This window comes from Streptomyces sp. NPDC004610, from assembly GCF_040609715.1.
Taxonomy (GTDB): domain Bacteria; phylum Actinomycetota; class Actinomycetes; order Streptomycetales; family Streptomycetaceae; genus Streptomyces.
In genome coordinates, this window is record NZ_JBEXLA010000036.1 from 40,882 (window position 1) to 64,527 (window position 23,646).

At 75.1% G+C, this 23,646-nt stretch carries 22 protein-coding genes; 13 read left to right on the plus strand and 9 right to left on the minus strand.

Features of this window, described 5'->3' with window-relative positions:
* Positions 1-253 precede the first annotated feature (253 nt).
* Entirely contained in the window at positions 254-1,147 is an 894-nt protein-coding gene (locus ABZX40_RS32215; protein WP_355745473.1) for an alpha/beta hydrolase, read from the minus strand.
* 164 nt (positions 1,148-1,311) lie between these two features.
* Here ABZX40_RS32215 and ABZX40_RS32220 point away from each other — a divergent pair, with 164 nt between their 5' ends.
* Together ABZX40_RS32220 and ABZX40_RS32225 are read left to right on the plus strand one after the other, a co-directional pair.
* Positions 1,312-2,271: a D-2-hydroxyacid dehydrogenase family protein gene (locus tag ABZX40_RS32220; protein WP_355745470.1), complete on the plus strand. Its 960-nt coding sequence runs from the start codon at positions 1,312-1,314 to the stop codon at positions 2,269-2,271.
* 231 nt (positions 2,272-2,502) lie between these two features.
* Positions 2,503-2,802: a chaplin gene (locus ABZX40_RS32225; RefSeq protein WP_355745467.1), complete on the plus strand. Its 300-nt coding sequence runs from the start codon at positions 2,503-2,505 to the stop codon at positions 2,800-2,802.
* A gap of 118 nt (positions 2,803-2,920) precedes the next feature.
* On the opposite strand, the gene ABZX40_RS32230 is transcribed toward ABZX40_RS32225, so the two are convergent.
* Together ABZX40_RS32230 and ABZX40_RS32235 are read right to left on the minus strand one after the other, a co-directional pair.
* The gene (locus ABZX40_RS32230) at positions 2,921-3,787 is read right to left on the minus strand and encodes a tyrosinase family protein (RefSeq protein ID WP_355745464.1); all 867 of its coding nucleotides are present in this window, start codon (positions 3,785-3,787) and stop codon (positions 2,921-2,923) included.
* On the minus strand, positions 3,771-4,262 hold the full coding sequence (locus ABZX40_RS32235) for a tyrosinase family oxidase copper chaperone (RefSeq protein WP_355745461.1): 492 nt from the start codon (positions 4,260-4,262) through the stop codon (positions 3,771-3,773). Before ABZX40_RS32235 ends, ABZX40_RS32230 begins: the two co-directional genes overlap by 17 nt.
* A 206-nt stretch (positions 4,263-4,468) precedes the next feature.
* Between ABZX40_RS32235 and ABZX40_RS32240 the strand changes: the two genes are divergently transcribed.
* Entirely contained in the window at positions 4,469-5,773 is a 1,305-nt protein-coding gene (locus tag ABZX40_RS32240; RefSeq protein WP_355745458.1) for an amidohydrolase family protein, read from the plus strand.
* A gap of 55 nt (positions 5,774-5,828) precedes the next feature.
* Here ABZX40_RS32240 and ABZX40_RS32245 read toward each other — a convergent pair whose 3' ends face one another.
* The 5 genes from ABZX40_RS32245 to chpG all read right to left on the minus strand — a co-directional run bounded on the left by ABZX40_RS32245 (position 5,829) and on the right by chpG (position 9,098).
* Positions 5,829-6,344 carry a hypothetical protein gene (locus ABZX40_RS32245; RefSeq protein ID WP_355745455.1) on the minus strand — a complete coding sequence of 172 codons (516 nt, stop codon included), beginning with the start codon at positions 6,342-6,344 and terminating at the stop codon, positions 5,829-5,831.
* Between the two features lie 263 nt (positions 6,345-6,607).
* Positions 6,608-7,105, minus strand: coding sequence for a DUF5949 family protein (locus ABZX40_RS32250; protein WP_355745452.1), 498 nt, complete (start codon positions 7,103-7,105; stop codon positions 6,608-6,610).
* A 253-nt stretch (positions 7,106-7,358) separates the two neighbouring features.
* Positions 7,359-7,646, minus strand: a complete 288-nt coding sequence (locus ABZX40_RS32255) for a hypothetical protein (protein WP_355745449.1) — start codon at positions 7,644-7,646, stop codon at positions 7,359-7,361.
* Positions 7,647-7,830: 184 nt separating this feature from the next.
* Positions 7,831-8,556: a hypothetical protein gene (locus ABZX40_RS32260; RefSeq protein ID WP_355745443.1), complete on the minus strand. Its 726-nt coding sequence runs from the start codon at positions 8,554-8,556 to the stop codon at positions 7,831-7,833.
* A gap of 302 nt (positions 8,557-8,858) precedes the next feature.
* Entirely contained in the window at positions 8,859-9,098 is a 240-nt protein-coding gene (chpG, locus tag ABZX40_RS32265; protein WP_355745440.1) for a chaplin ChpG, read from the minus strand.
* Positions 9,099-9,342: 244 nt separating this feature from the next.
* Between chpG and ABZX40_RS32270 the strand changes: the two genes are divergently transcribed.
* The 9 genes from ABZX40_RS32270 (at position 9,343) to ABZX40_RS32310 (ending at position 20,743) form a co-directional block, all read left to right on the plus strand.
* Complete coding sequence (locus ABZX40_RS32270) at positions 9,343-10,467, plus strand: DUF3344 domain-containing protein (protein ID WP_355745437.1); 1,125 nt, start codon at positions 9,343-9,345, stop codon at positions 10,465-10,467.
* A 52-nt stretch (positions 10,468-10,519) separates the two neighbouring features.
* Entirely contained in the window at positions 10,520-11,686 is a 1,167-nt protein-coding gene (locus tag ABZX40_RS32275) for a glycosyltransferase (RefSeq protein ID WP_355745434.1), read from the plus strand.
* Positions 11,687-11,811: 125 nt separating this feature from the next.
* On the plus strand, positions 11,812-13,212 hold the full coding sequence (locus ABZX40_RS32280; RefSeq protein WP_355745431.1) for a sugar transferase: 1,401 nt from the start codon (positions 11,812-11,814) through the stop codon (positions 13,210-13,212).
* A gap of 140 nt (positions 13,213-13,352) precedes the next feature.
* Positions 13,353-14,729 (plus strand): O-antigen ligase family protein, encoded by a 1,377-nt coding sequence (locus tag ABZX40_RS32285; protein ID WP_355745428.1) that lies wholly within the window; start codon positions 13,353-13,355, stop codon positions 14,727-14,729.
* A 284-nt stretch (positions 14,730-15,013) separates the two neighbouring features.
* Positions 15,014-16,669 (plus strand): lipid II flippase MurJ, encoded by a 1,656-nt coding sequence (locus tag ABZX40_RS32290; RefSeq protein WP_355745426.1) that lies wholly within the window; start codon positions 15,014-15,016, stop codon positions 16,667-16,669.
* Positions 16,670-16,802: 133 nt separating this feature from the next.
* On the plus strand, positions 16,803-17,492 hold the full coding sequence (locus ABZX40_RS32295) for a polysaccharide deacetylase family protein (RefSeq protein WP_355745585.1): 690 nt from the start codon (positions 16,803-16,805) through the stop codon (positions 17,490-17,492).
* 1 nt (position 17,493) lies between these two features.
* A complete protein-coding gene (locus ABZX40_RS32300; protein ID WP_355745424.1) occupies positions 17,494-18,735 on the plus strand; it encodes a glycosyltransferase in 1,242 nt (413 codons plus the stop codon).
* Positions 18,732-19,436 carry a lipopolysaccharide biosynthesis protein gene (locus ABZX40_RS32305; RefSeq protein WP_355745421.1) on the plus strand — a complete coding sequence of 235 codons (705 nt, stop codon included), beginning with the start codon at positions 18,732-18,734 and terminating at the stop codon, positions 19,434-19,436. Before ABZX40_RS32300 ends, ABZX40_RS32305 begins: the two co-directional genes overlap by 4 nt.
* A 107-nt stretch (positions 19,437-19,543) precedes the next feature.
* Positions 19,544-20,743, plus strand: coding sequence for a GNAT family N-acetyltransferase (locus ABZX40_RS32310; RefSeq protein ID WP_355745419.1), 1,200 nt, complete (start codon positions 19,544-19,546; stop codon positions 20,741-20,743).
* Positions 20,744-20,777: 34 nt separating this feature from the next.
* Here the strand turns inward: ABZX40_RS32310 and ABZX40_RS32315 are convergent, their stop codons facing one another.
* Complete coding sequence (locus ABZX40_RS32315) at positions 20,778-22,199, minus strand: glycosyl hydrolase (RefSeq protein ID WP_355745416.1); 1,422 nt, start codon at positions 22,197-22,199, stop codon at positions 20,778-20,780.
* Between the two features lie 174 nt (positions 22,200-22,373).
* On the opposite strand from ABZX40_RS32315, the gene ABZX40_RS32320 reads away from it, so the two are divergent.
* Positions 22,374-23,636, plus strand: coding sequence for an ATP-grasp domain-containing protein (locus ABZX40_RS32320; protein ID WP_355745414.1), 1,263 nt, complete (start codon positions 22,374-22,376; stop codon positions 23,634-23,636).
* Positions 23,637-23,646 lie beyond the last annotated feature (10 nt).

Here is a 23,646-nt window from a genome sequence, read left to right on the forward strand (position 1 = left end):
CGGTGGACACTTTTCCCGTTCTGCACAGCCACCACGGCCCACCTGGGGATGCGACAGCGGATCGACAGGGGATCGACAGGGGCGACAGCGGACCGACAGGTGGGGCGGGTGCCCGGCGACACACCTGCACGCCCGCACGGCTTCACGGCTTCACGGCACGCAGGGTGGGCGGCGGATCCAGTCGCACCCCGCCGCCCACCCCGGCCCGCTGTGCCCTCCTCAGGTCACCCGGGCCCGCGCCCCCCTCCTCAGGTCACCCCACCGCCGAGACGAACCCCGTCACCGCCCGCACGAACTCCTTCGGCTCCTCCAGGTGCCCGAAGTGCCCGCTGTGCTCCAGCACGGCCAGCTCCGCGCCCGGGATCAGCCGGTGCAGCTCATCGGCCCAGCGCACCCCGCAGATGAAGTCGTACCGCCCGACCACCACCAGCACCGGGACCGTGAGCCCGCCCAGCGCGGCGGTGTCGTCGATGACCTCCGGTACGCCGTCCTCGTCCACCGCCGACACGAACCAGCCGCTCACGGCGTCCCGGAACGGGGCGAACTCCGCCTCGCGCCCCCAGTAGTCGGCGAAGTACACCGGCACCAGGGCGCGCAGCACCTCGGTGAACGCCGGGTCGTCAACGGCGTCCGGGACCGCCGCGAACCCGGCCATCACCTCCGCCACCTCCGGACGCCCGGCGTTGCGCGCGGCGAACTCCCCGGCCAGCCGGGCCGTCTCGGCACCGTGCTCGTCCCCGGTGCGCGGCACGCTCTCGTAGAGGATCACCCCGGCGATCCGCTCGGGGTGGCGCAGGGCGTGGTACTGGGCGACGAACCCGCCGTGCGAGTGCCCCAGCAGGAACACCCGCTCCTGCCCCAGGTGCTCGATCAGCCCGGCGAGGAAGCGGCTGTAGCGGGCGCGGGTGTAGCCGCGCGGATGGGCGGGCAGCCGCCCGGAGTCACCGGTGCCGACCGGCTCCGGGTAGACGACGGTGAGGTGCTCCTCCAGCGCGGGCATCCGCAGATACCGCCAGTCGATCCCGGGCCCGCCGGAGTGCGCGACGCACACCGGCCCTTCCCCGTGGACGTGGTAGCGCAGGGTGATGCCATCGATCTCGATGGTGTGGGTACCGGGCGCCAGGGGCGCGGTGCGGTGGCCGGACATATCGGCTCAGCTCCAGACGGGTCTCGATGCGAACAGCGGCAAGACCCGGGGCGGCGACGGAAGTTCACCACCCTCCCTATGACCTGGGCCACACTCACCACGGGCGGAGTCGCCTACAGTCGGTCCTCCCTTCCGCACCCCCGTCCGTTCCAGGGAGACACCCCGTGCGTCTGCGCTGCGCCCTGCTCGACGACTTCCAGGGCATCGCCACCGAGGTGGCCGACTGGTCGGCGCTGGCCGACCGGGTGGAGACCGTGACGTTCCGCGAGCACTTCACCGACCCGGACGCCCTGGTCGCGGCGCTGGCGGACATGGACATCGTGGTCACCCTGCGCGAACGCGTCGCGTTCCCCGCCGAGGTCCTCTCCCGGCTGCCCCGGCTGAAGCTGCTGATCGCCTCCGGCATGCGCAACTCCGTCATCGACTACGCCGCCGCCGAACGGCAGGGGGTGACGGTGTGCGGGACGGCGAGTTCCTCGACGCCGCCGGTCGAACTGACCTGGGCACTGCTGCTGGGCCTGGCCCGGGGCCTGACCACCGAGTACACGGCGCTGCGCGAGGGCGGGCCCTGGCAGTCCACGGTGGGCGCCGATCTGCACGGCCGCCGGCTGGGGCTGCTGGGCCTCGGCAAGATCGGCACCCGGGTCGCGCACATCGGCCTGGCCTTCGGGATGCGGGTGAGCGCCTGGAGCCGGAACCTCACCCGGGAGCGGGCGGACGAGCACGGCGTCGACCTCGCCCCGGCCAAGGAGGCCCTGCTCGCGGAAAGCGACTTCGTCTCGGTCCATCTGGCCCTCGGCGACCGCACCCGGGGCCTGCTGGGCCCGGCCGAACTCGCCCTGCTCAAGCCGACCGCGTATCTCATCAACACCTCGCGCGCCGCGATCGTCGACCAGGACGCGCTGCTCACCGCGCTCCACGAGGGCCGGATCGCGGGCGCGGGCCTCGACGTCTTCGACCTGGAACCCCTCCCCGCCGACCACCCCGTACGCACGGCCCCCCGCCTGCTGGCCACCCCGCACCTGGGCTATGTGTCCCGCGCGAACTATGAGACGTACTACGGCCAGGCGGTGGAGAACATCGAGGCGTACCTGAAGGGCGAGCCCCTGCGCCGCCTGCCCTGAGAATCCCGGCAGGGTCTACGCCGCTTCCTTAGGGGCGCGAGGAACTGCGCGACCAGCCACCCCCCACCCGCACCGGACCGACTACCCCACAACCCCACAACCCCCCACCTCCCTTCAAAACGGGTGATCCACCCCATCCCTCCCGTGACCCGCCCTCTCCCCCCGCCGTTGAAGGTGAGCACGGCGGCGCGTCCTGCCGCCGTGCTCACCCAGTCAGTTAAGGAGAACGTGATGTCTCGCATCGCGAAGGTCGCCGGGGTCGCTCTCGGCGCGGGCGCCGTGGTTCTGAGCGGCACCAGCATGGCCATGGCGGACGCGGGCGCGGAGGGCGCGGCCGTCGGCTCGCCCGGCGTGCTGTCCGGCAACCTGATCCAGGTCCCGGTGAACGTGCCGATCAACCTGTGCGGCAACACCATCGACGTCATCGGCCTGCTGAACCCGGCCTTCGGCAACACCTGCGCCAACGTCAGTGACCACCGCGGCGGCCACCGCAACGGCGGCGGCTACGGCGAGGGCGGCTACGGCCGCTGACCCCGCCCCCGCACCCCGCGGACGGCCCCCGAGAGCCCCGGCACCTCCGAGCGCCGGGGCTCTCCCCTTGTCCTCTGCTGCCCCTGTCCTCTGCTTGTCCTCTGCGGGGCCGGGACGGCTACCCGTAGCGATAGACCCCGCCGGTGTCCTCCAGCTGATCCGGGGTCAGGTCCCACGGCGGCAGCTTCTCGTGGCGGGCGACCACCCGGCCGTGCTGGGCGGTGCCGGGCGCGGGCGGCTTGTCGGGCAGATAGCGGTGCTGCTTGTGCCGCTGCTGCCAGCGCAGCCACAGCAGATCGACAAAGGCGTGGTGCAGCCAGAACACCGGATCGTTGACGGACGCCCCGCCGAGCATCGCCCCGCCGACCCAGCGGTGCACCCGGTTGTGGTTGCGCCAGGAGACGGAGCCCCGCCCGCTCCCCCACCCCTCCAGCTTGTTGCGGAAGCCGCCGCCGGAGGTGGAGTTCCAGGGCGAGACGTCATACGTCCCGTCCTTCATCGCCCACTCCACATCGTCCTTGGTGGGCAGGTCGATCGGGTCCTTGGAGCGGCCGAGGTCACGGGTGAGGTACTCGGCGTCGGTGACCCCTTCGCGCAGGGTCCAGTTCCCCTCCCGGTGGGCGAACGGTCCCTCGGTGACCTGCCGGTCGCCGGACCGCCCGTTCCCGCCGAGCAGGTCCTTGCTCCAGGGCAGGGACTTCGCGCTGCGCTCCCGGGTCCAGTCCCAGTACGGCACGCTCACCGAGGGGTCGAGCCGGCGCAGGGCGTCCTCCAGGTCCAGCAGGAACCGGCGGTGCCAGGGCAGGAACGAGGGGGCCATATGGGCGGTGCGCAGCCCGTCCTCGCCGTCGGAGACATAGAAGTCGATGTGCATCCGGACGAATTCGTCGTACTCGCCGCGCCGCTTCAGCTCCAGCAGCGCCGACACGAACCGCCGCTTCTCGGCGGCGGTGAGGGTACTGACGTCCTTACGCGTGTACGCCATGGTGGCCGCCCCCTCCGTGGGCCGGGGCGGCCGTCCGCAGCCGCTCGCCCGGACCGAGTTCGTCGACGGCGGCACGGGCCGCTTCCAGCGGGGTGGGGTAGGAACGGTAGTGGTCGATGACGCTGATCCAGGTGCCGTCGGCCCGGCGCATCAGGTGCAGCGGACGGCCGTCGACGGTGACGTGCCAGGAACCGGCACCGGCACCCGTATCCGCACCGGCGGCGGCAGCAGCCGTACCGGCGTCGGTGGTGCGGACGCCGCGGATCCGGCGGCCCCGGTGGATCTCGTCGAAGGCCGTGTCCTCCGGCGGCGGTGCGGCCGGGCGGGCGGGCCGGGAGGCGGCGACCAGCGGGGCGACGGCGAGGGCGGCGGCCGAGGCGAGCAGCCCGCGCAGCACCTCCCGCCGTCCGCCGCGTGCCCGTCCCGCTCTTGTCGCGGTGGCCCCGACCGGTGCCCCGCCGACGCTGACGACCATGTGTGTGCTCCTCGCCCGATTGGTTCGCTGGGTGCCGACAGCGCCCTGAGCCGCTGTCGCCTGCGCTAACCGCACAAGGTGCCGGACGGTCACCGTCGGGCGTCCGGGCGGGCTAGGCGAGGGGGGTGACGGGGTGTCAGTCTGACCCGGCGGAAGGGGCCCCCTCCCCCTCCCCTTCCCTCCCCCACGACAGTAAGGACCCGCCCATGAAGACCCTGCTCAGCGGTGGAACCGTCGTCACCCTCGACCCGGTGGCCGGTGATCTCGACCGGGGTGATGTCCTGATCGAGGACGGGGTGATCACCGGGGTCGCCGCGCGGATCGACGCGCCGGACGCCGAGGTGATCGACGCCGGCGACCGGATCGTGCTGCCGGGACTGGTCGACACCCACCGCCACACCTGGCAGGCCGCGTTCCGCGGGATCGGCGCGGACTGGACGTTCGCCGAGTATCTGACGGCCATGCACGGGACCCTCCGGCCGCACTTCCGGCCCGAGGACGTCTATCTGGGCAATCTGCTGGGGCGGCTGGAGGCGCTGCACTCCGGGGTGACCACCCTGCTCGACTGGTTCCACTGCGCCCAGAGCCCCGCGCACGCCGACGCCGCCGTGGCCGCCCTGCGCGAGGCCCCGGGCCGCTCGGTGTTCTGCTACGGCGCCGGGTGGGGCACCGGCGATCCGGTGGACGCCGAGGTCCGCCGGGTGCGGGCCGCGCTGCCCGACGACGACGGCGACGGCGACGGACTGCTCGGCATGGCGCTGGGCCTGCGCGGCCATGCCGAGACGGGCCTTGACCTGCTCGCCGACGAACTCGCCCTGGCGGCCGAGCTGGGGATCCGGACCAGTGTGCACACCGCGTCCGACGGGGTCCGCCGCCCGGTCGCCGAGCTGCACGAGCACGGGCTGCTGCGGGACACCACCACCCATGTGCACGGCAACGGGCTGGCGGACGACGAACTGCGGATGCTGGCCGACGCGGGCTGCTCGGTGTCGATCAGCCCGGATGTGGAGATGAAGATGGGCTTCGGACGACCGGAGACCGGCCGGATGCTGGCCGCCGGACTGCGCCCCACCCTCTCGGTGGACGATGTCCCCTCGGTCGGCGGCGATCTGTTCACCACCATGCGCACCGCGTTCACGGCCCAGCGCGCCCTGGACGGCGGTCTGCGCTCCCGGGACGTCCTGGAGTTCGCGACCGTCGACGGGGCCCGCGCCCTGGGCCTCGGCGACCGCATCGGCTCGCTGACCCCGGGCCGGGCGGCGGACGTGATCCTGCTGCGCGCCGACGACCCCACGGTGTTCCCGGTCGGCGACCCGGTCGGCACGGTCGTCGCCGCCGGTCACCCCGGGCTGGTGGACACCGTCCTGGTGGCGGGCCGGGTGGTCAAGCGGGACGGGGCGCTGGTCGGCGTGGATCTGCCGGCGCTGCGGTCCCGGGTGCTGGAGTCCCGCGCCCGGATCGCCGCGGCGGCGGGCTTCCCCCTGCCCGGCGGACGCCCGGGACCGCGGTGACCGGTGCGGTCACCTTGTGACCGGTGGTCTGTGACCGGTGGTCAAAGACCTGTGGTCAGAGGCCGGGGCCCATCGCGATGTCCGCGCCGGGCACGGTCTGGAGGACCGGGGTGAGGACACCGGCCTGCGGCAGCTTCAGGCCGGGCAGGCCGAAGTTGTCCGGGTCGGGCGGGGTCAGCGGGGCGTCCAGGGTCAGACCGGGGGCGAGGGCGCGGACATCGGCGGCGCGGGCGTCGACACCGAGGTGGTCGAACTGGTCGCCGAGGACCCGGGGCAGCGGGGCGCGGAGCTGGGCGCCGGGCAGTCCGGTGCTGACCGGGAGCTGCGGCAGGGCCCGGTCCGGGAGGAGGCGGCCCTCGACATAGCGGGGGCCGTCGGGGGCGCCCGGCACCGGCAGCGGGAGTTCGGCGGAGAGGGTGGGCACTTCCATGTTCAGGGAGTGCTCGACGCCCTCCAGCGGCACGGGAACCGGCACGGTCCCGGCCGCCGACGCGGGCGAGGCGGCGGCGCCCAGGGCGGCGGCCACCCCGGTGGCGAGGGCGGCGAAAGTTCCTCGGGTGCTCGGCTTCATCTCAGCTGTGGCCCTTCGAATCGGTTCCTGGGAGCGACGTCCGTACGCACAACGACTCCGGGCGCGCGACGAGCGCACAATTCCCCCGGGTGCCGCAGTTGTGGGACGGGGTGATCGTCGGTTCTTCGGCCGACCGTCACCGGTCCGTTCCGGAGGGCCCCCGGCGAGTGGGGTCCGGTGTGCGGCCGACACGCGAACAGGCCGCCGCCCCCGGGTCCGGGAACCCGGGGGCGGCGGCCCACCCACTCCGCCTGGCGCCGTCGTCAGACGCGCAGGCTGCGGGCCGGGAGGACGACATGGGCGGCGGCGTCGAGAGTCTCCTCGGCACCGGCGAACGCGGCGAGCGCCTCCGGCTCGACGGGCTGTCCGGGCTTGGCCTCGGGCCAGGGGCGGGTGGTGAACACGAAGTAGGCGAAACCGCGTTCGCCGACCGCGTCGAGCCACTCCGGCGGCGGGGTGACCGTGGCGTTGAGGTGGGGCATGGCGACGACCGCCGTACCGGACTCGACCAGCAGGCTGACCGGGAGGCTGGGCTTGAGGTTGCCGTCGACGAGATCACCGCCGACGGGCAGGTCGTTGTCGGTCAGCAGCCGCTCGATCGCGGCGGTGGTGGCCTCGGGGCCGTCGGCGGCGTCACCGAGGGAGTAGGCGAGGAGATAGGGCATGTCGCCGTCGGGCGCCTCGCCGCTCCAGGCCATCACGACGAGCGTGCCGAGGTCGGCGGGGTGGAAGGGGCGGGTTTCACCGGAGGTTGTGGTCACCCGCGCGACCCTAGCCCCGGGCCCGAACGCCGCCCGACGCGTTCTCACCCGGTCGGGGGATGGTGCGCCGCCGCTCTACACGAACGAGGGAAGTGGGGCGTTTCCGGTACCGGGAAGGGGGTCGGCGTGCCGTGCGGACCGGTCCGGGAAAATGCCTGATGAATGGGCCGGGGCAATTCCAAAATACCGAAAGGGCCGATTCCCGGGGAATGGAATCGACCCTTTCGGTAATACGCGGGGAGGCCGCCGGGGCTCAGCCCTGGAGCGGGAGCCCGCCGAGCAGTCCGGTCTTGTTGAGCGCGCCGGTGGTGCCCTTGACGGTGTTGAGCACGGAGTCCTTGTTCTCGGTGTCGAGGGCGTTGGACTGGTGCTGGAGCGGCATCGCGTCGGCGGTCGTCAGGCGGCCACTGGTCAGGGTGTTCACGGCGCCGTTGAGGCTGGTGGGCGTGAGGTCGGCGGCGTTGTGGGCGAACGCGGGCGCGGCGGCGCCGGCGAGGGCCAGGGATCCGGCGACGACAGCGGCGGCCTTCAGGGACTTCATCGGGTTCCTTTCTTGGGCGACCGGTGCTGCTACTGCCGGCTGCCTCAGGGAATTCTGACGCCGTGCCTAACGACCCTTCACCGGCCGGGAAACTCCGTTCCGCAGAAATCATAAGAACCCCGGGCGACCGCTCTCGATGAGAGACGCCCGGGGGGAGGAGTGCGCAGGGGGAGGGGCGCGCGGCTTACGACGCCGGGAGGTTGGGGGCGGCGGGCGCGGCGGCGGGGGCGGCGGGGGCCGCAGGGGCGGAGACGGGGAGGTTCGGCGCGGCGGGGAGGCTCGGCGCCGCCGGAACACTCGGGGCCGCCGGGAGGCTCGGCGCCGTCGCCGGCAGGCTCGGCAGCGACGGGAGTCCGGCCAGGTCCGGCGCGGGCAGCGCGCCGCCGAGCAGAACGGACGCCAGGACGTTGACGATGCCGGTGACCACCCCGTTCGAGGCCGGCACGATCTTGCCCGCGTCGCCGGAGGTGGTCGCGGTGATCAGGCCGTCCACCGCCTTCCGGAGGGCGGCGAGGGCGTCGTCCTTGAGGTCGGCGGGCGCCTTGCGGGGGGCGGAGGCGGGGGCCGGGGCCGGGAGGGTGGCGGCCGGGGAGGTGGAACCGGCCTCGGCGATGGCGCTCGCGGCCACTTCGGCGAGCCGGGTCGCCTGGTCGGGGGTGAGCTGGCCGTTGTCGGCGTTCAGCGCGGTGCCGAGCAGTTCGGTGACCGGGGTGAGCACCCCGGTGATGTCGCTCAGGCTCCGGGTCTGGGCGAGCAGCGCGTCGGCGCCGGGGACGGGCGCCTCGGCGGCCGTACCGGCGCGCTCCCCGGGCGAGGCGTGCTCGGCCGCGACCGCCGGGGCGGCGGCGCCGAGGACGAGGGCGGCGCAGAGAGCGGTGGACGCGATACGCCGCTTGGGCAGACCACGCATGGGACTTCCTTTCGGGGGACGCACACATCCCGGCCGCACCGGTGTGCGCGGCCGGGACTCCACCGTGCGAACGACCGTCGCACTCCGCAACCGATCAAGCACGCCACGCCCTCGCCCGGCGGGCGGGCCGCGCCCCCGCCGGGGACATCCACCCCCGGGCGGCGCCCAGTTGGGACCGGCGCGGACCCTGTCGGCACCGCGCCGCCCCGCACCCCCATTCGGGGCACACCCCCGGACACACGGAACCGGCCGCCCTCCCCGCCGAGGGGGAGGACGGCCGGCCGCGCGGAGGCGACGTGGCGTCAGCCGTTGACGCAGGTGTTGCCGAACGCCGGGTTCAGCAGGCCGATGACGTTGATCGTGTTGCCGCAGACGTTGACCGGAACGTGGACCGGGACCTGGATCACGTTGCCGGACAGCACGCCCGGGGAGTGGGCAGCAGCGCCCTGGGCGCCGCTGTCGGCGGCGGCGACACCGGCGCCACCGGCGACGGCCGCGGCGGCAACGGTGGTCAGGGCCAGGCCCTTCGCGATACGCGACATGGAGAGGTGCTCCTTGGGGGTTGACACAAACATCCGGGCGGGATGCCCGGCGCTGTGTCAACGCACCATGCTCCGCCGGGTTGTGCCGCCAAAGGGGTGATGTCCCCCTCGGAGCGGACTTCACCATTCCGACACACTTGTCCGGTTTCAATGGATTAATACTGATAGCGACTAGAGTTGCGGACCGTTCGACGTACCCGTATGGCCCGTCCATCCAGGAACCACAGGAAAGGGCACGCCGGTCATGCCGCACTCCCCGCGATCGCTGCTGCGCCGTGCCACGGTCGGCGGCCTCGCCCTCGCCGCTCTCGTCGGGCTCCCCTCGCTCGCCGCTCCGGACGGAGCCGACGCCCGTGTGCTCGCCGCTCCGGACGGAGCCCGCGCCCGTGTGCTCGCCGCGCCCGCCGCCGAGGCCGAGCGCATCGCGTTCGCCGAACGCCATCGCGCGGTCCAGCACGGCGGTTTCGTCCGCGCCGCCAACACCTCCCTCACCTGCGCCGCCACCCCCGCCTGCCGGGCCGCCCGGGACGGCGCCCCCGGCGGCGACGACGACTTCGCCATGGAGTTCGTCGACATCGACGACGACCCCCGCACCGACAACTCCTCGCGCGCCGAGATCCGGCTGCCCACCGGCGCGCGGATCACCTACGCCCGCCTGTACTGGGGCGGCAATCTGCTGGCCGGGGAGCGCCGCCCCGCCCGCGACACCGCGCGGGTGCTGCTCGCCGCGCCCGGCGGCGCCTACGGCGAGGTCCTCGCCGACACCGCCGTGGGCCGCCGGGCGGCGCGCGGCGCGGAGGCGTACCAGGCGTCGGCGGACGTCACCCGGCAGGTGCGGACCGGCGGCGCCGGGCTCTGGACCGTCGCCCAGGTCGGTGCCGCGCGCGGCCGGTCCGAGCACGGGGCATGGGCCGGCTGGACCCTGGTGGTGGCCTACGAGCACCCGGCGGAGCCGCTGCGGCGGCTGGCGCTGTGGGACGGGTTCGAGGCGCTGGACCGGGCCGGGCACGAGATCCGGGTGACCGGGCTCGGCGCCCCGGCCGGGGCCACCGGACAGATCGGCCTGGTGGCGTACAACGGCGACCGCGCCACCGGCCCCGACACCCTCGCCGTCTCCGCCGACCGCCGCGCCCCGGCCCCCCTCGGCGACGCCTCCAACCCCTACGAGGACGTCCTCAACTCCACCGTCACCGGCGCTCCGGGGCGGCGTGAACCCGCGTTCGAGCAGACCCTCGGCTACGACTCCGATGTGTTCGAACTGGGGCGTGCGCTGGAGCGCGGTGGTGACCAGCTGGCGTTCCGGCTCGTTTCCCAGCCGGACGCGGCCTGGGCCGGCGTGCTCTTCGTCGCCGTGGAGGCCCGGAAGTAAGGCGCGCTCCCGCCCGTCCGCCAGCACCTCCCCCGAGCGAGGAAACCGCGCCATGCACCAGCCACCGCCCGCCTCCGGGCCGCGCGTCCTGCATCTGACGCAGCCGGTCGACGGCGGGGTCGCCCGTGTCGTCACCGAGCTGACCCGCGCTCAGCTGGCCGCCGGCTGGGAGGTCGTGGTGGCCTGTCCCGAGGGGGCGCTCGCCCGGGAGGTGGCGGCGCTGGGCGCCGGTTCACGAGCCTGGCGCGCGACGCGTGCGCCGGGTCGATCGCTGCCCGGGGAGGTCCATGGGGCCGTACGGGTGATCGAGGCCGTTCGACCGGATGTGGTGCACGCGCACAGTGCCAAGGCGGGGCTCGCCGGGCGGCTGGCGGTGCGCGGGCGGATCCCGACCGTGTTCCAGCCGCACGCCTGGTCCTTCGAGGCGGTCGGTGGCGCCACCGCCGCGCTGGCCCTGCGCTGGGAGCGGTTCGGGGCGCGCTGGGCGGCGCGCACGCTGTGTGTGAGCGGGGCCGAGCGGGACACCGGGGCCGCCGCCGGGATCCTGGCCCGCTGGAGCGTCGTCCCCAACGGCGTCGACACCGGCCGCTTCTCCCCCGGCCCCACCTCCCGTGCCGCACTGCTGCCGGGCCTCGGCCCGGACACCCCGCTGGTGGTGTGCGTGGGGCGGCTGTGCCGGCAGAAGGGCCAGGACGACCTGCTGACGGCCTGGGAGTCGGTACGGCGGCGGCTGCCCGGGGCGCGGCTGGTGCTGGTCGGCGACGGCCCCGACCGGGCCCGGCTCGAAGCGCGCGGCGGGCCGGTGCTGTTCGCCGGGGCGGTCGCCGACCCGGTGCCCTGGTACCGGGCCGCCGATCTGGTGGTGCTGCCCTCGCGCTGGGAGGGCATGGCGCTGGCCCCGCTGGAGGCGATGGCGTGCGGGCGGCCGGTGGTGGTGACCGAGGTGAACGGCGCTCGCGAGGCCCTGCCGCCCGCGCTCGCGGCGCACGCGCTGGTACCGCCGGGCGACCCGGCCGCGCTGGCCCGCGCCCTCACCGCGCTGCTGGCCGACCGGCGGCTGCGCGAAGACCTGGGCGCCCGGGGGCGCGCGCACATCCGGTCCGCGCACGACGTGCGGCACATGACCGAGGCGGTCGCCCAGGTCTACGGCGACCTTCTCGGCGCCGGTCAGGCAAGGCGCGTCGCGCCCACCGAGTACAGGGAGTCGATCCACTCGTGACTGCGGAAAGCACTGCGGCCGGTCCCGTCCCCTCCCCCGGAACCCCCGGTTCCCCCGGACCTCATGGACCCCACGGATCCCATGGACCCCATGCGGTCCATGGATCCCACGGGTCCGCCGGGCCGATGCCCCGGGAGCACAGACCCGCGCCCAGACCCTCGGCCCTGTCCGTGCTGCCGCCGCGGCGCCGGGACGGCGGCTTCCGGATGCCGGTACGACGCCGGCCCCCGGCCCGCCCCCCGGTCCTGCTGCCGCTGCTGCTCGCGGACGGTGCCGCCGCCCTGCTCGGCGCTCTCGCGCTGCTCGGCCACCGCCCGCTGCTGCTCGCGCTGCTGGTCGCCGTCTCGATACTGCTGCGCCCCCACCGGCCGCCCCGACGGCTCCAGGGCGTCCTGGACGAACTGCCCGCCGTCTGCGGGCGGATCGCCCTCGGCTGGCTGGGCCTGGCCACCCTGGTCGCCGCCCTCGCCCCCGCCCAGGCGCTGACCCCGCACACCCTCGCCCTCGGCACCGCCACCCAGCTGACCGCCGCCTGCGCCGGACGCGCCCTGGTCCACCGGCGCCGCCGCACCCTGCTGCTGCGCCGCCCGCGCGCCGCGCTGGTGATCGGCCCGGCGCCCGTCGCCCAGCGGGTCGCCGCCGCGATCCTGCGCCACCCGGGGTGCGGGACCCGCCCGGTCGGCGTGGTCGCCCCCGTGCCCGACGGCCCCGACGGGCTGCCGGTGCTGACCACCGGCGAGGAGGTGCAGCGGGCCCTCATCCAGAACGGCGTCCGGGACGTCCTCGCCGTCCACCCCGGGGTGCGCGGCGAGCACGGGCCGCTGCTGCGGGCGCTCGCCGAATCCGGGTGCGCGCTGTGGGAACTGGACCCCGAGTCGCCCACCCACCCGGCGGGCGAACACCTCGCCGGGTTCGCCTGCCGCCGCCTGGAACCGGGCCCCGGACGGCCCACCAGTCGCGGCAAGCGGCTGCTGGACCTGACCCTCGCCGGGCTGGCGCTGCTGGCGGTGAGCCCGCTGCTGCTGGGCTGCGCGCTGGCGCTGCGGCTGATCGAGGGGCCGGGTGTGGTGTTCCGGCAGGAGCGCATCGGCAAGGACGGGCGCCCCTTCACCCTGCTGAAGCTGCGCACCCACCGCCCGGTCGACGAGACCGAGTCGGCGACCCGCTGGAGCGTCGCGGGCGAGCACGGCATGTCCTGGTTCTGCCGCTTCCTGCGCCGCCACTCGCTGGACGAGCTGCTCCAGCTGTGGAACGTGGTCCGCGGGGACATGAGCCTGGTCGGCCCCCGCCCCGAACGGCCCTTCTTCGTCACCCAGTTCAGCCAGACCTACCCCGGCTACGCGGCCCGCCACCGGATGCCGACCGGCATCACCGGCCTCGCCCAGATCAACGGCCTGCGCGGCGACACCTCCATCGAGGACCGGGCCCGCTTCGACAACGCCTACATCGACAACTGGACGCTGTGGCAGGACATCTGCATCCTGCTCCGCACCGCGACCGCGCTGGTCCGCTCGGCGGGGAGCTGACCCATGACCCACCCCCGCACGAGACGGCCCAGCACGACGCGGAAAGCCGCCGCCCTCCTGACGACTCACCCCCACCCTGCCCACGCAGCCACCCCCACCACCCCACACCCCCAACAGCCCCGGCAAGGGAACCCGCGCCGATGACTCTCGCGCCGCCCCTCCCCCCACCGCTCGCGCTGCCGCCCCGCCGCCCCCCGCCGCCGCGCCGGACCCTGTCACCCGTGTGGCCGGTGGTGGCGGTGATCGCCCTGCTGGGGCTGCCCCTGGCCACCGGCGCTGAGGGCGGGGCGGGTCCGGCCGACGCGCTGTCCGCGCTGGTCGTCGGGTTCTGTGCCGTCCGGCTGCTGCGCGGGCGGCGGCGCCCGCTGTCCGCCACCGCCGCGCTCGTGCTGGCACTGCCGGTCGTGGGGCTCGCGGTGGCCGCCGCCGGGGCGTCCTCGGCGGGCGCCGGGCTGACCGGCCTCGGCCGCTACCTCCAGATCTTCGTGCTGGTCCCGGCGGCGGTCGCGCTGCTGATCCGGGACCGCGCCGATGTCCGCCTGCTCGCCTGGGCGTTCGTCGCGCTCGCCACCTGGGAGGGCGCGGTCGGCGTCCACCAGTACGCCACCGGCACCGGCGCCTCCTACCAGGGGCAGCTGGTCCGGGCGGTCGGCACCTTCGGCGCCCAGGACATCATGGGTATGGCGACGGTGGTGTCGCTGGGCCTGGTCTGCGCGACCGGGCTGGCCCTCGGCGACGGACCGGCCCGGCAGCGGGCGCTGGCGACCGCCGCCGCCCTCGCCCTGACCGTTCCGCTCGCCCTGTCCTTCAGCCGGGGCGCCTGGATCGCGACCGCCCTGACCTGCGCGGCCCAGCTCCTCCTGGCCGGGGTGCGCCGGGCGCTGACGGTGGGCGCGGCGCTGCTCGCGGCCGGGATCGTGCTGGTCGGCGGGCTCGGGATGGGCTCGGGGATGCTCCAGGAACGCGTCGGCAGCATCGGCCGGGTGGCCGCCGCGCCGGACCAGTCCGTCACCGACCGGTACGCGATGTGGGCGGCGGCGGGCGGGATGTGGCGCGAGCACCCGGTGACCGGCGTCGGACTCAAGGGCTTCCCCGAGCACCGGGACGCCCACGCCTCGCTCGCCCTGTCGTCGGGGAGCGACACCGAGAGCGCGGGTGAGGCGTTCCGCCGCCAGCCGCTGCTGTCCCCGCACAACATGTATCTGCTGATCCTCGCCGAACAGGGCCTGCTCGGACTGCTCACCCTCGCGGGGAGCTGGCTGGCCCTGCTGGCGTGCGCCCTCACTGGCCTGCGGCGGGCCCGCCGCACCGGCGCCGCCCGCCGCGCCCCCGACTGCGCCCTGCTCGCGACCGGCCTGCTGATCTGGCAGCTCACCGACTTCTGCTACGCCGACATCGGCGGCCCCGCGACCGTACTGACCGGCGTCTGCCTGGGCCTGACGGCCTGGTGGGCACTGTCGGCCGGGCGGCCGGGCGGTCGGACCCCGTCGGCCGGGGGGCACGATGACCGTGCGTGACCCGTCCCGGAGGGAGGCGCGCACTGTCCGCCGCCCCGCCCCCCTCGGCCAGGGGGACACAACGACCGCGCGTCACCCATCCCGGAGAGAAGCACGCACTGTCCGCCGCCCCACCCCCCTCGGCCAGGGGGACACAACGACCGCGCGTCACCCATCCCGGAGAGAAGCACGCACTGTCCACCGCCCCGCCCCCCTCGGCCAGGGGGACACAACGACCGCGCGTCACCCATCCCGGAGGCAAGCACCCACTGTCCACCGCCCCACCCCCCTCACCAGGGGGCACGATGACCGTGCGTGACCCGTCCCGGGTGGACGCGGCGCGGGACGCCGCTCTGCTCCCCGCCCCCCGCCCGGCCGTCGACCCCGCTCCCGGACCGCCGCCCCGCGGCTTCCTCGCCCGTGCCGCGCTGCTCACCGGGGTCCTGTCGGTCGCCGGGGCGCTGCTCGGGCTGGTCCGGGACCAGGCGCTGGCCCGGCTGTTCGGGGCGGGCGCGGAGACGGACGCGTTCCTGGTGGCGTGGACCGTCCCGGAGTTCGCCTCGACGCTGCTGATCGAGGACGGGCTCGCGTTCGCGCTGATCCCGGCGTTCAGTCTGGCGCTGGCGCGGCGGGCGCGCGGGGTGGCCGGGGACCCGGTGCGGGCGCTGGTCGCCCGCACCCTGCCCCGGCTGACCGGCGTGCTGATCGCCGTCGCCGCGGCCCTCGTCCTGCTCGCGCCCGCGCTGGTGGGCCTGCTCGCCCCCGGGCTGGCCGACCCCGCGCTCGCCGTGGACTGCACCCGGCTGGCGGCGGTGTGCGTGGTCGGGTTCGGGCTCGCCGGGTACTTCAGCGCCGCCCTGCGCGCCCACCGCCGCTATCTCGCCCCGGCCGCGATCTACGTCGCCTACAACACCGGCATCATCACCGCGATGTTCGTGCTCGGCGGACGCTGGGGGGTGCGCTCGGCGGCGACCGGGGTGGCGCTCGGCAGTCTGCTGATGGTGATGGTCCAACTGCCTTCGTTCGTACGGCGGTTGCGGCGCAAGGCGGTCGCCGAGGTGCCGCCGGGCGCCGGGGAGCCGGAACCGGCGGTCGGGCTGGGTCTGATCGCGGCCATTCTCACCTTCGCGCTGTGCCGTCAGTCGCAGGTGCTGATCGAGCGGTTCCTCGCCTCGAACCTGCCCTCCGGGGCGATCTCGCATCTCAACTACGCGCAGAAGGTCGCCCAGATCCCCATGACGCTCTCGCTGATACTGGTCACCGTCACCTTCCCGGTGGTCGCGCGGGCGCTGGCCGAGGGCGACACCGAGCGGGCCCGCGGCCGGATGGAGCGGGATCTCGCGCTGGCCACCTGCATGGTGCTGTTCGGCACCGCCGCGGTCGTCGCCTGCGCCCCGCAGATCGTCGAACTCCTCTTCCAGCGCGGCGCGTTCACCGCCGCCGACACCGCCGCGACCGCGTCCGTGATGCGGGTGTACGCGCTCGGACTGCTCGCCCAGACCCTGGTCGGGGCGCTGATCCGGGCCTACTTCTGCGCCGGGCGCCCCACCTGGTACCCGCTCGCGGCGATGACCGCCGGGGTGGTGGTGACCGCCTGGGCCGGTGCCCTGACCGTCGGCGCCTGGGGCGTCCTCGGCATCGCCGCCGCCAACGCCGCCGGGATCACCGTCACCGCCGTGCTGCTGCTGTCCGGCACCCGGGCCCGCGCCCTGCCGGTCCGCCGCCGGGCGGTGCTGACCGAACTGAGCCGCCCGGTGCGCGCCGCCCTGCTGGCCACCGCCGCCGGGACGCTGGTCGCGGGCGTTCCCGGGTCACCGGTGGGAGGGCTGGCCGCCGGGGGGACCGCCGTGACCGTCGTCTTCGTGCTGACCGGCGCGGGCCTGGGCGCCCAGGGCTGTGCCCCCGTACTCCACTCCATCCGCACCGCGACCCGAAGGCTCCGCCATGCGCGCTCCCGCTGACCCGACCCCCTCGACCGCCGCCCCCGTGGTCACCACCCCTTCCACCCCTTCCACCGCCGCCCCCGTGGTCACCACCCCTTCCACCGCCGCCCCCGTGGTCACCACCCCCTCCACCGCCGCCCCCTGGATCGCCATGTACCACTCCGTCGGCGACCGCGCCGACGACCCCTACGGCATCACCGTCACCCCCGAGCGGCTCGCCGGGCAACTGCGCTGGCTGGAGCGGCGCGGACTGCGCGGGGTGGGGGTGGCCGACCTGCTCGCGGCACGGGCGCGCGGCGCCGGGAAGGGCCTGGTCGGGCTCACCTTCGACGACGGGTACGCCGACTTCACCGCGCACGCGCTGCCGCTGCTGCACCGGTTCGGCTTCGGCGCCACCCTCTTCGTGCTGCCCGGCCGCCTCGGCGGCGTCAACGCCTGGGACCCACTGGGCCCGCGCAAACCCCTGCTGACCGCGGACGGCATCCGCCGGGCCGCCGACGGGGGCGTCGAGATCGGCTCCCACGGACTCACCCACCTCGACCTCACCCGCGCCGACGACCCCACCCTGAAGGCGGAGGTCGTGGAGAGCGCCGAACTCCTCACCGACCTCACCGGCGCTCCCGTCACCGGCTTCTGCTACCCGTACGGCACGATCGACACCCGGGTGATCGAGGCCGTCCGCGAGGCCGGGTACGGCTACGCCGTCGCCATCGACCCCGGCCCGCTCACCTCCCGGTACGCCCTGCCGCGTGTGCACATCGGGCAGCGGGACACCGCCGTACGGCTGCACCTCAAGCAGCGGCTGCACCGGGTGCGGCGCCGGGCCGTCGCGGGGGTGTGAGATGAGGACCCTGCACATCATCACCGGCCTCGGGGTCGGCGGCGCCGAGCAGCAACTGCGGCTGCTGCTGCGGCATCTGCCGGTCGAGGCGGAGGTCATCACCCTCACCCACCCCGGCGCGGTCGCCACCGGGCTGATCGCCGACGGGGTGCCGGTCACCCACCTGGGCATGGCGGGCAACCGCGACCTGGGCGCCCTGCCCCGCCTCATCCGGCTGATCCGCTCCGGCGGCTACGACCTCGTCCACACCCATCTCTACCGCGCCTGCGTCTACGGCCGGCTCGCCGCCCGGCTGGCCGGGGTGCGGGCCGTCGTCGCCACCGAGCACTCCCTCGGCGACTCCCAGCTGGAGGGCCGCCCCCTCACCCGGGGGGTGCGCGGGCTGTATCTGGCCAGTGAACGGCTGGGCCGGACCACCGTCGCCGTCTCCCCGACGGTCGCCGACCGGCTGCGGCGCTGGGGCGTGCCCGCGCCCCGCATCGAGGTGGTGCCCAACGGCATCGACCTGGACCGGTTCCGCTTCGACCCGGTGGCCCGCCATCGCACCCGGCGCCGCCTCGGACTGCCCGAGGAGGCGTTCGTCGTCGGCGCGATCGGCCGGCTGACCGCGGGGAAACGGTTCGACGTGGCCATCCGCGCCCTCGCCGCGCTGCCCCGCGACTGCTGGCTGCTGCTGGTCGGCGGCGGACCCGAGGAGAACGTGCTGCGGCGCACCGCCCAGGAGGCCGGGGTCGCCGACCGGGTGCTGTTCGCCGGGGAGCGCCCCTATGTCCCCGACGGCACCCCCGGCCCCGACCTGCCGTCCCTGCTCTCCGCGATGGACGTCCTCGCCTCCCCCTCCCCCGAGGAGGCGTTCGGCCTGGCGATCGTGGAGGCGCTGGCCTCGGGCCTGCCGGTGCGGTACGCGTCCTGCCCGGCGATCGCCGACCTGCCGGCGGGCTCCGCCATCGACGCGGTCCGGGTGGCCTGCGACCCCGCCGCCCTCGCCCCCGCCCTCGCCGGGGTCCGCGCCCGCGCGCCCCGCCCCCGCACCACCCCCGAGGCCGCCCACCACTACGCCATCACCCGCAGCGCGGCCCGCCTGATGGAGGTCTACGCCCAGGTGACCGGCACGGCCACCCCACCGACGACTCCCCCGGCCCCCCGCCCCTCACCTTCACCCTCCCCCCTATCCCCCTCCCCCTCCCCATCCCCCTCCCCATCCCCGTCCCCGTCCTCGTCAGCTCTTGGAGTCAGCCCGTGAAGTCCGACCGCTCCCCCCGGCCGCAGCGCCCCGCCCGCCGCGTCCTCGCCCGTGCCAAGGGGCTGCCGCCCTGGTCGCTGCTCGCGGCCGGGGTCGTGGCCGGCGGACTGCTCGGCGGCGGCTACGGCGCCCTCGGCACCCCCGTCTACAGCGCCACCAGCTATGTCGTCGCCGTCCCCACCGAACGCTCCGACTCCGCCGCCGCGCTGGGCTTCGCGCAGGCGTACGGCCGGGTCGCCACCCAGCTCGCGGTGCTGGGCGACGCCCAGGTGTGGGCGGGCGTCCCGGTGCGCGCCCTCCAGAAGAACGTGACGACGGCGACCTCGCCCGACGCGCCGATGGTCGCCATCACCGCCACCGCCGGCCGCCCCGATGTGGCCGCCGACATGGCCAACGCGGTGGCCAAGGCCCTGACCGGGCACGCGAGCGACAGCGCGGACGCGACCCAGGTCGAACTCGAGCAGTTCGCGCGGGCGGTGAAGCCGGGCGCCCCCTCGTCGCCGGGACCGGTGCTGACCGGGCTGGTGGGGGCGAGCGCGGGCGGGCTGCTGGGCGGACTGGCGCTGCTGGTCCGGCCGCGCCGGGCGGCCGGTGGCGACGGCTTCGGGGACGTCCGGGGCGGGGGCGGCGAGGACGGCGGGGGCCGGACGACGGCGGTGCCGGGCCCGGCGGTGGCGGCGGACGCGAGCGGTCGGCTGTGAACCCGGACGCCGATACACGGGGTGTGAACCCGGACGCCGACACCCGGGGTGTGCAACGGGGGGACGGCACCCCGGCCGTGAACCGCGCTCACACCCGGGGACACCCCGTGAACTGCGTTCACACCACCCCCACCCCGACACCCCCGCACCCAAAACCCACCTCAACGCCCACCACAAAGCCCACCCCGCGGCGGGCATCGGCGTACACCACCCACCTCGTCACCGACGCCCGCACCTTCGCCGCCCTCGCCCCCGACTGGCACCGCCTCTACACCCGCTGCGCCACCGCGACCCCCTTCCAGAGCCACCCCTGGCTGCACTCCTGGTGGCTCTCCTACGGCGGCTCCGGCCGCCTCCGGCTCGTCCTGGTCCGCGACAGCACCGGCCATCTGATCGCGGCGGCCCCCCTGATGCGCGTACGCAGTCCGCTGCCCGCGCTGATCCCGCTCGGCGGGGCCATCTCCGACTACACCGATGTCCTGCTGGACGACGCGCACGGCCCGGCCGCCGCCGACGCCCTCACCGCCGCCCTGGCCACCGCCGCGCGCACCGCGCTGCTCGATCTGCGCGAGGTCCGCCCCGGCGCCGCCCTCGAACAGGTCTACGACCGCTGGCGCGGCCCCCGCCGCCGGATCGACGACTCGGTCTGTCTGGAACTGCCCGCCGTCCCCCTGGACGAGCTGATCACCCGGCTGCCCTCGGCCAAGGCCCAGCAGCGGGTCCGCGCCAAGCTCCGCAAACTGGAGGCGCTCGGCGTCACCCGCCGCATCGCCGGACCGGACGAGGTGGACGGGGCGCTGCGCCGCCTGATCGCACTGCACCGGCTCCAGTGGCAGGGCCGCAGGGTGACCACCGAGCACCTCCAGCCCCGGTTCCGCGACCATCTGGTCCGCTCGGCCGCCCCGATGGTCCGCTCCGGCACCGCGGTCGTCACCGAGTTCCGCCTCGACGGCGAGGTCGTCGCCGTGGACCTCACCCTGATGTCCCCGCACCTGACGGGCGGATACCTCTACGGCGCCCATCCCCGGCTGCGGGAGCTGAAGGCCGACGTGGCGGTGATGCTGCTGGACGCCTGCGCCGGGCACACCCGCGCCGCCGGAGGCATCGGCACGCTGAGCCTGCTGCGCGGCGACGAACCGTACAAGCACCACTGGCGCCCGGCCCGGGTCGTCAACCAGCGGCTGCTGCTGGCCCGTGGATCCACCGCCCCGCTGCTGGCGGCGGCCCTCACCGACGCGCGGGCACGGGCCCGCGGCAAGGAACTGCTGCTGCGCTGGAAGGAGCGCGACGGTGGCGGCGACACCTGAACGGCCCCGCCACCACCGCGCGCCCGGCCCGCGCTCACCGGTTGCGCGACCACCAGTCGAGCCGGACACAGAGCTTGCCGCCGAGCCAGTGCTCCACCCAGTCGCCCAGATCCAGCGGCGAGCAGTGCGGCGGGGTGGTCGGATTGACCGGAACGGTCGGCGTGGGCTCCGGAGTAGGTGTCGGCGTGGGCGTAGGTGTGGGACCGGTGACGACCGGACCACCCCGCCCGGACAGCACACTCCGATAGATCTCGGACGCCCGGGGATTGCTGCCGCACTGCCACACCCCGTGCGGGCAGTAGTCGGTCAGCGTGTTGTAGAGCGGCTTGTGCTCGTCCATCCAGGCGAGCATCCGCCGCATGTAGTCGGGGTTGTCCCCGTTGCGGAACAGCCCCCACTCCGGGTACGAGATCGCCTTGCCGTGCTCCTTGGCGAACTCCACATGGTCCCGCAGCCCGAACGGCTCGCTGACCTGCTCGTCGAAGGACATCCCGGACGGCTGGTCGTAGGAGTCCATCCCGATGACGTCGACGGTGTCGTCCCCCGGATAGCACCGCGTCCAGGCGATGGCGTCCCGTCCCCGGCTGGGCGTCCAGTCGAACGTGAAGTTCTGCCCCGGCACGGACCGCATCGCGGCGACGATCCGCTTCCAGTACGTCTTCCACGCCTGCGGATCGGGCCCGCAGCGATGGGTGTACGTGATGCCGTTCATCTCCCAGCCGAGCACCACCACCGTGTCCGGCACCTTGAGGTCCACCAGCCGCTGGGCGAGGGCGCGGTAGTGCTGGTCGAACCGTCCGGCGGCACCCTGCCGCAGCAACCGGCGCACCTCGGCGTCCGGGACGCCCTCCTCGTTGCGCTCCAGCATGGGGACGTTGAGCACGAACATCCGGTCCGGGTCGGCCCGCCGCCAGTCGGCCCACGCCTCCAGGAAGTCGGGCCGCCCCTCGATGTTGGACCACAGATCACCGGGCAGGTAGGTGTGCCCCACCCGCAGCTCGGCCCCGCCCAGCCACCGACTCAACTCGGCGATCCGGGAGACCCCACGGGGCCCGTAGTCGAGATAGGCCCCGAAGGCGGGGTACTCCTTGGCGGGTACGTCTTTCGCGGGAACGTCCTTCGCGGGTACGTCCTTCGCGGGAGCCCCGTTCGCGGGTGCCGCGGCGGATCCCGATGCGGCGGATCCCGATGCGGAAGGTGCCGCGACCGGCAGCTCACCCGGCGTCGCGGCGGCCGGTTGCGCACTGGGCCCGGATGTCGCGGGCGTCGCGGGCGCGTCGGGGCGCTGGGGTGCCGTCGTCGCGGCCGGGTCCGGAGCGGGCGGGTCGGCGACGACCACCACCCCGAGCCCCGCGGCGAACACCGGTCCCGATGCCAGGGCCGCCGACGCGGCGACCGTCGCCGCGATCAGGGCCAGCCGCTTGGACCGGGGCCGTCGCTGCTGCTGTGGGGCCATGCCTGCTCCTCTCTCCACAACCGCACTGTCTGACGTGCACTCTCATACCGTCCGCATGCCAGTTACTGACACTCAGTCATATGAAAGACCCTCACGCCACCGCCGTTGCGGCGTACGAGTGCCCCGCTCGCCCGCACGGGTGACACCGACCGAAGGAACCGAGGAGAAGTGCCCGTGTCCCCGTTCGACACCCGGGTCCCCGCCGTGCTGCTGCGGATCGACCGGAACCCCTTCCACCACGGAACGCTGGGCGCCGTCCGCTCACTCGGCCGCGCGGGCGTCGAGGCGCATGTCGTGGCGGCGGACGGTCCGGGGAGCCCGGTGGCCGCGTCCCGGTTCACCACCGCCGTCCATCAACCGCCCGCCCCGGGCGCGTCGGACGCGGACATCGCCCGGGTGCTGGCCCAGGTGGCCGCCCGGGTCGCCCGGCCCGCCGTACTGGTCCCGCTGGACGACGCGAGCGCGCTCGCCACGGCCCGGCTGCGGGAGTCCCTCGCCCCGGCCTTCCGGCTCCCGGCGCTCCCCGGCCCGCTCGCCGAACGCGTCGCCGACAAGGCCGAACTGGCCGCCCTGTGCGCCGCCCTCGGCATCCCCCACCCGGTCACCCTGATCCCCGGCAGCGGCGCCGACGCGGGCCGCGCGGCCTGGCGCCTGGGCCTGCCGGTGATCGCCAAGTGGAGCCGCCCCTGGCTCCTCCCGACGGGCAGCGGACTGCGCAGCACGACGGTCGTACGGTCCGCGCAGCAGGCCCGCGAACTGTACGGGCGCCGCACCGAGGCGGGCAGCGCGCTGCTGCTCCAGGAGTTCCTGCCACCGGGCCCCGGCCTGGACTGGTTCTGCCACGCCCACACCGACCGCACCGGCACCCGCCACGGCGGCGGCACCGGCCGCAAGCTGCTCTCCTGGCCGCGCGGCGCGGGCCTGACGGCGGTGGGCGAATGGACCCCCAACCCCGAACTGGACGAACTGACAGGCCGCCTGGTCACCGCCCTCGGCTACCGGGGCGTCCTGGACCTGGACTTCCGCCGCCACGACCGCACCGGCGCGTATCACCTGCTCGACTTCAACCCCCGCCCCGGCGCCCAGTTCCGCCTGTTCGCCGACACCGGCGGCCTGGATGTCGTACGGGCCCTGCACCTGGACCTGACCGGCCGTCCGCTCCCGGTGCCCCGGCCCCGCCCCGGCCGCCGCTTCCTGGTCGAGAACTACGCCCCGCTCACCGCGTTGCGCCGCCCGTCCCGGGCCGGCCGCGAACTGGCCTGGTACGCCGCCGACGACCGGGCTCCCGCCCGCGCCCTGTGGCGGCGCTGGCCCCGCCATCTCACCCGCCGACTGCGCCCCGTCCCGCCCGGCCCCCAGGACCCCGCCCCGGCCCGCCCCCGCATCATCCGCCAGCCGTCCCCACCCGCCCACGACCACCACGCGGACACCCACTGAGGTACGGGTC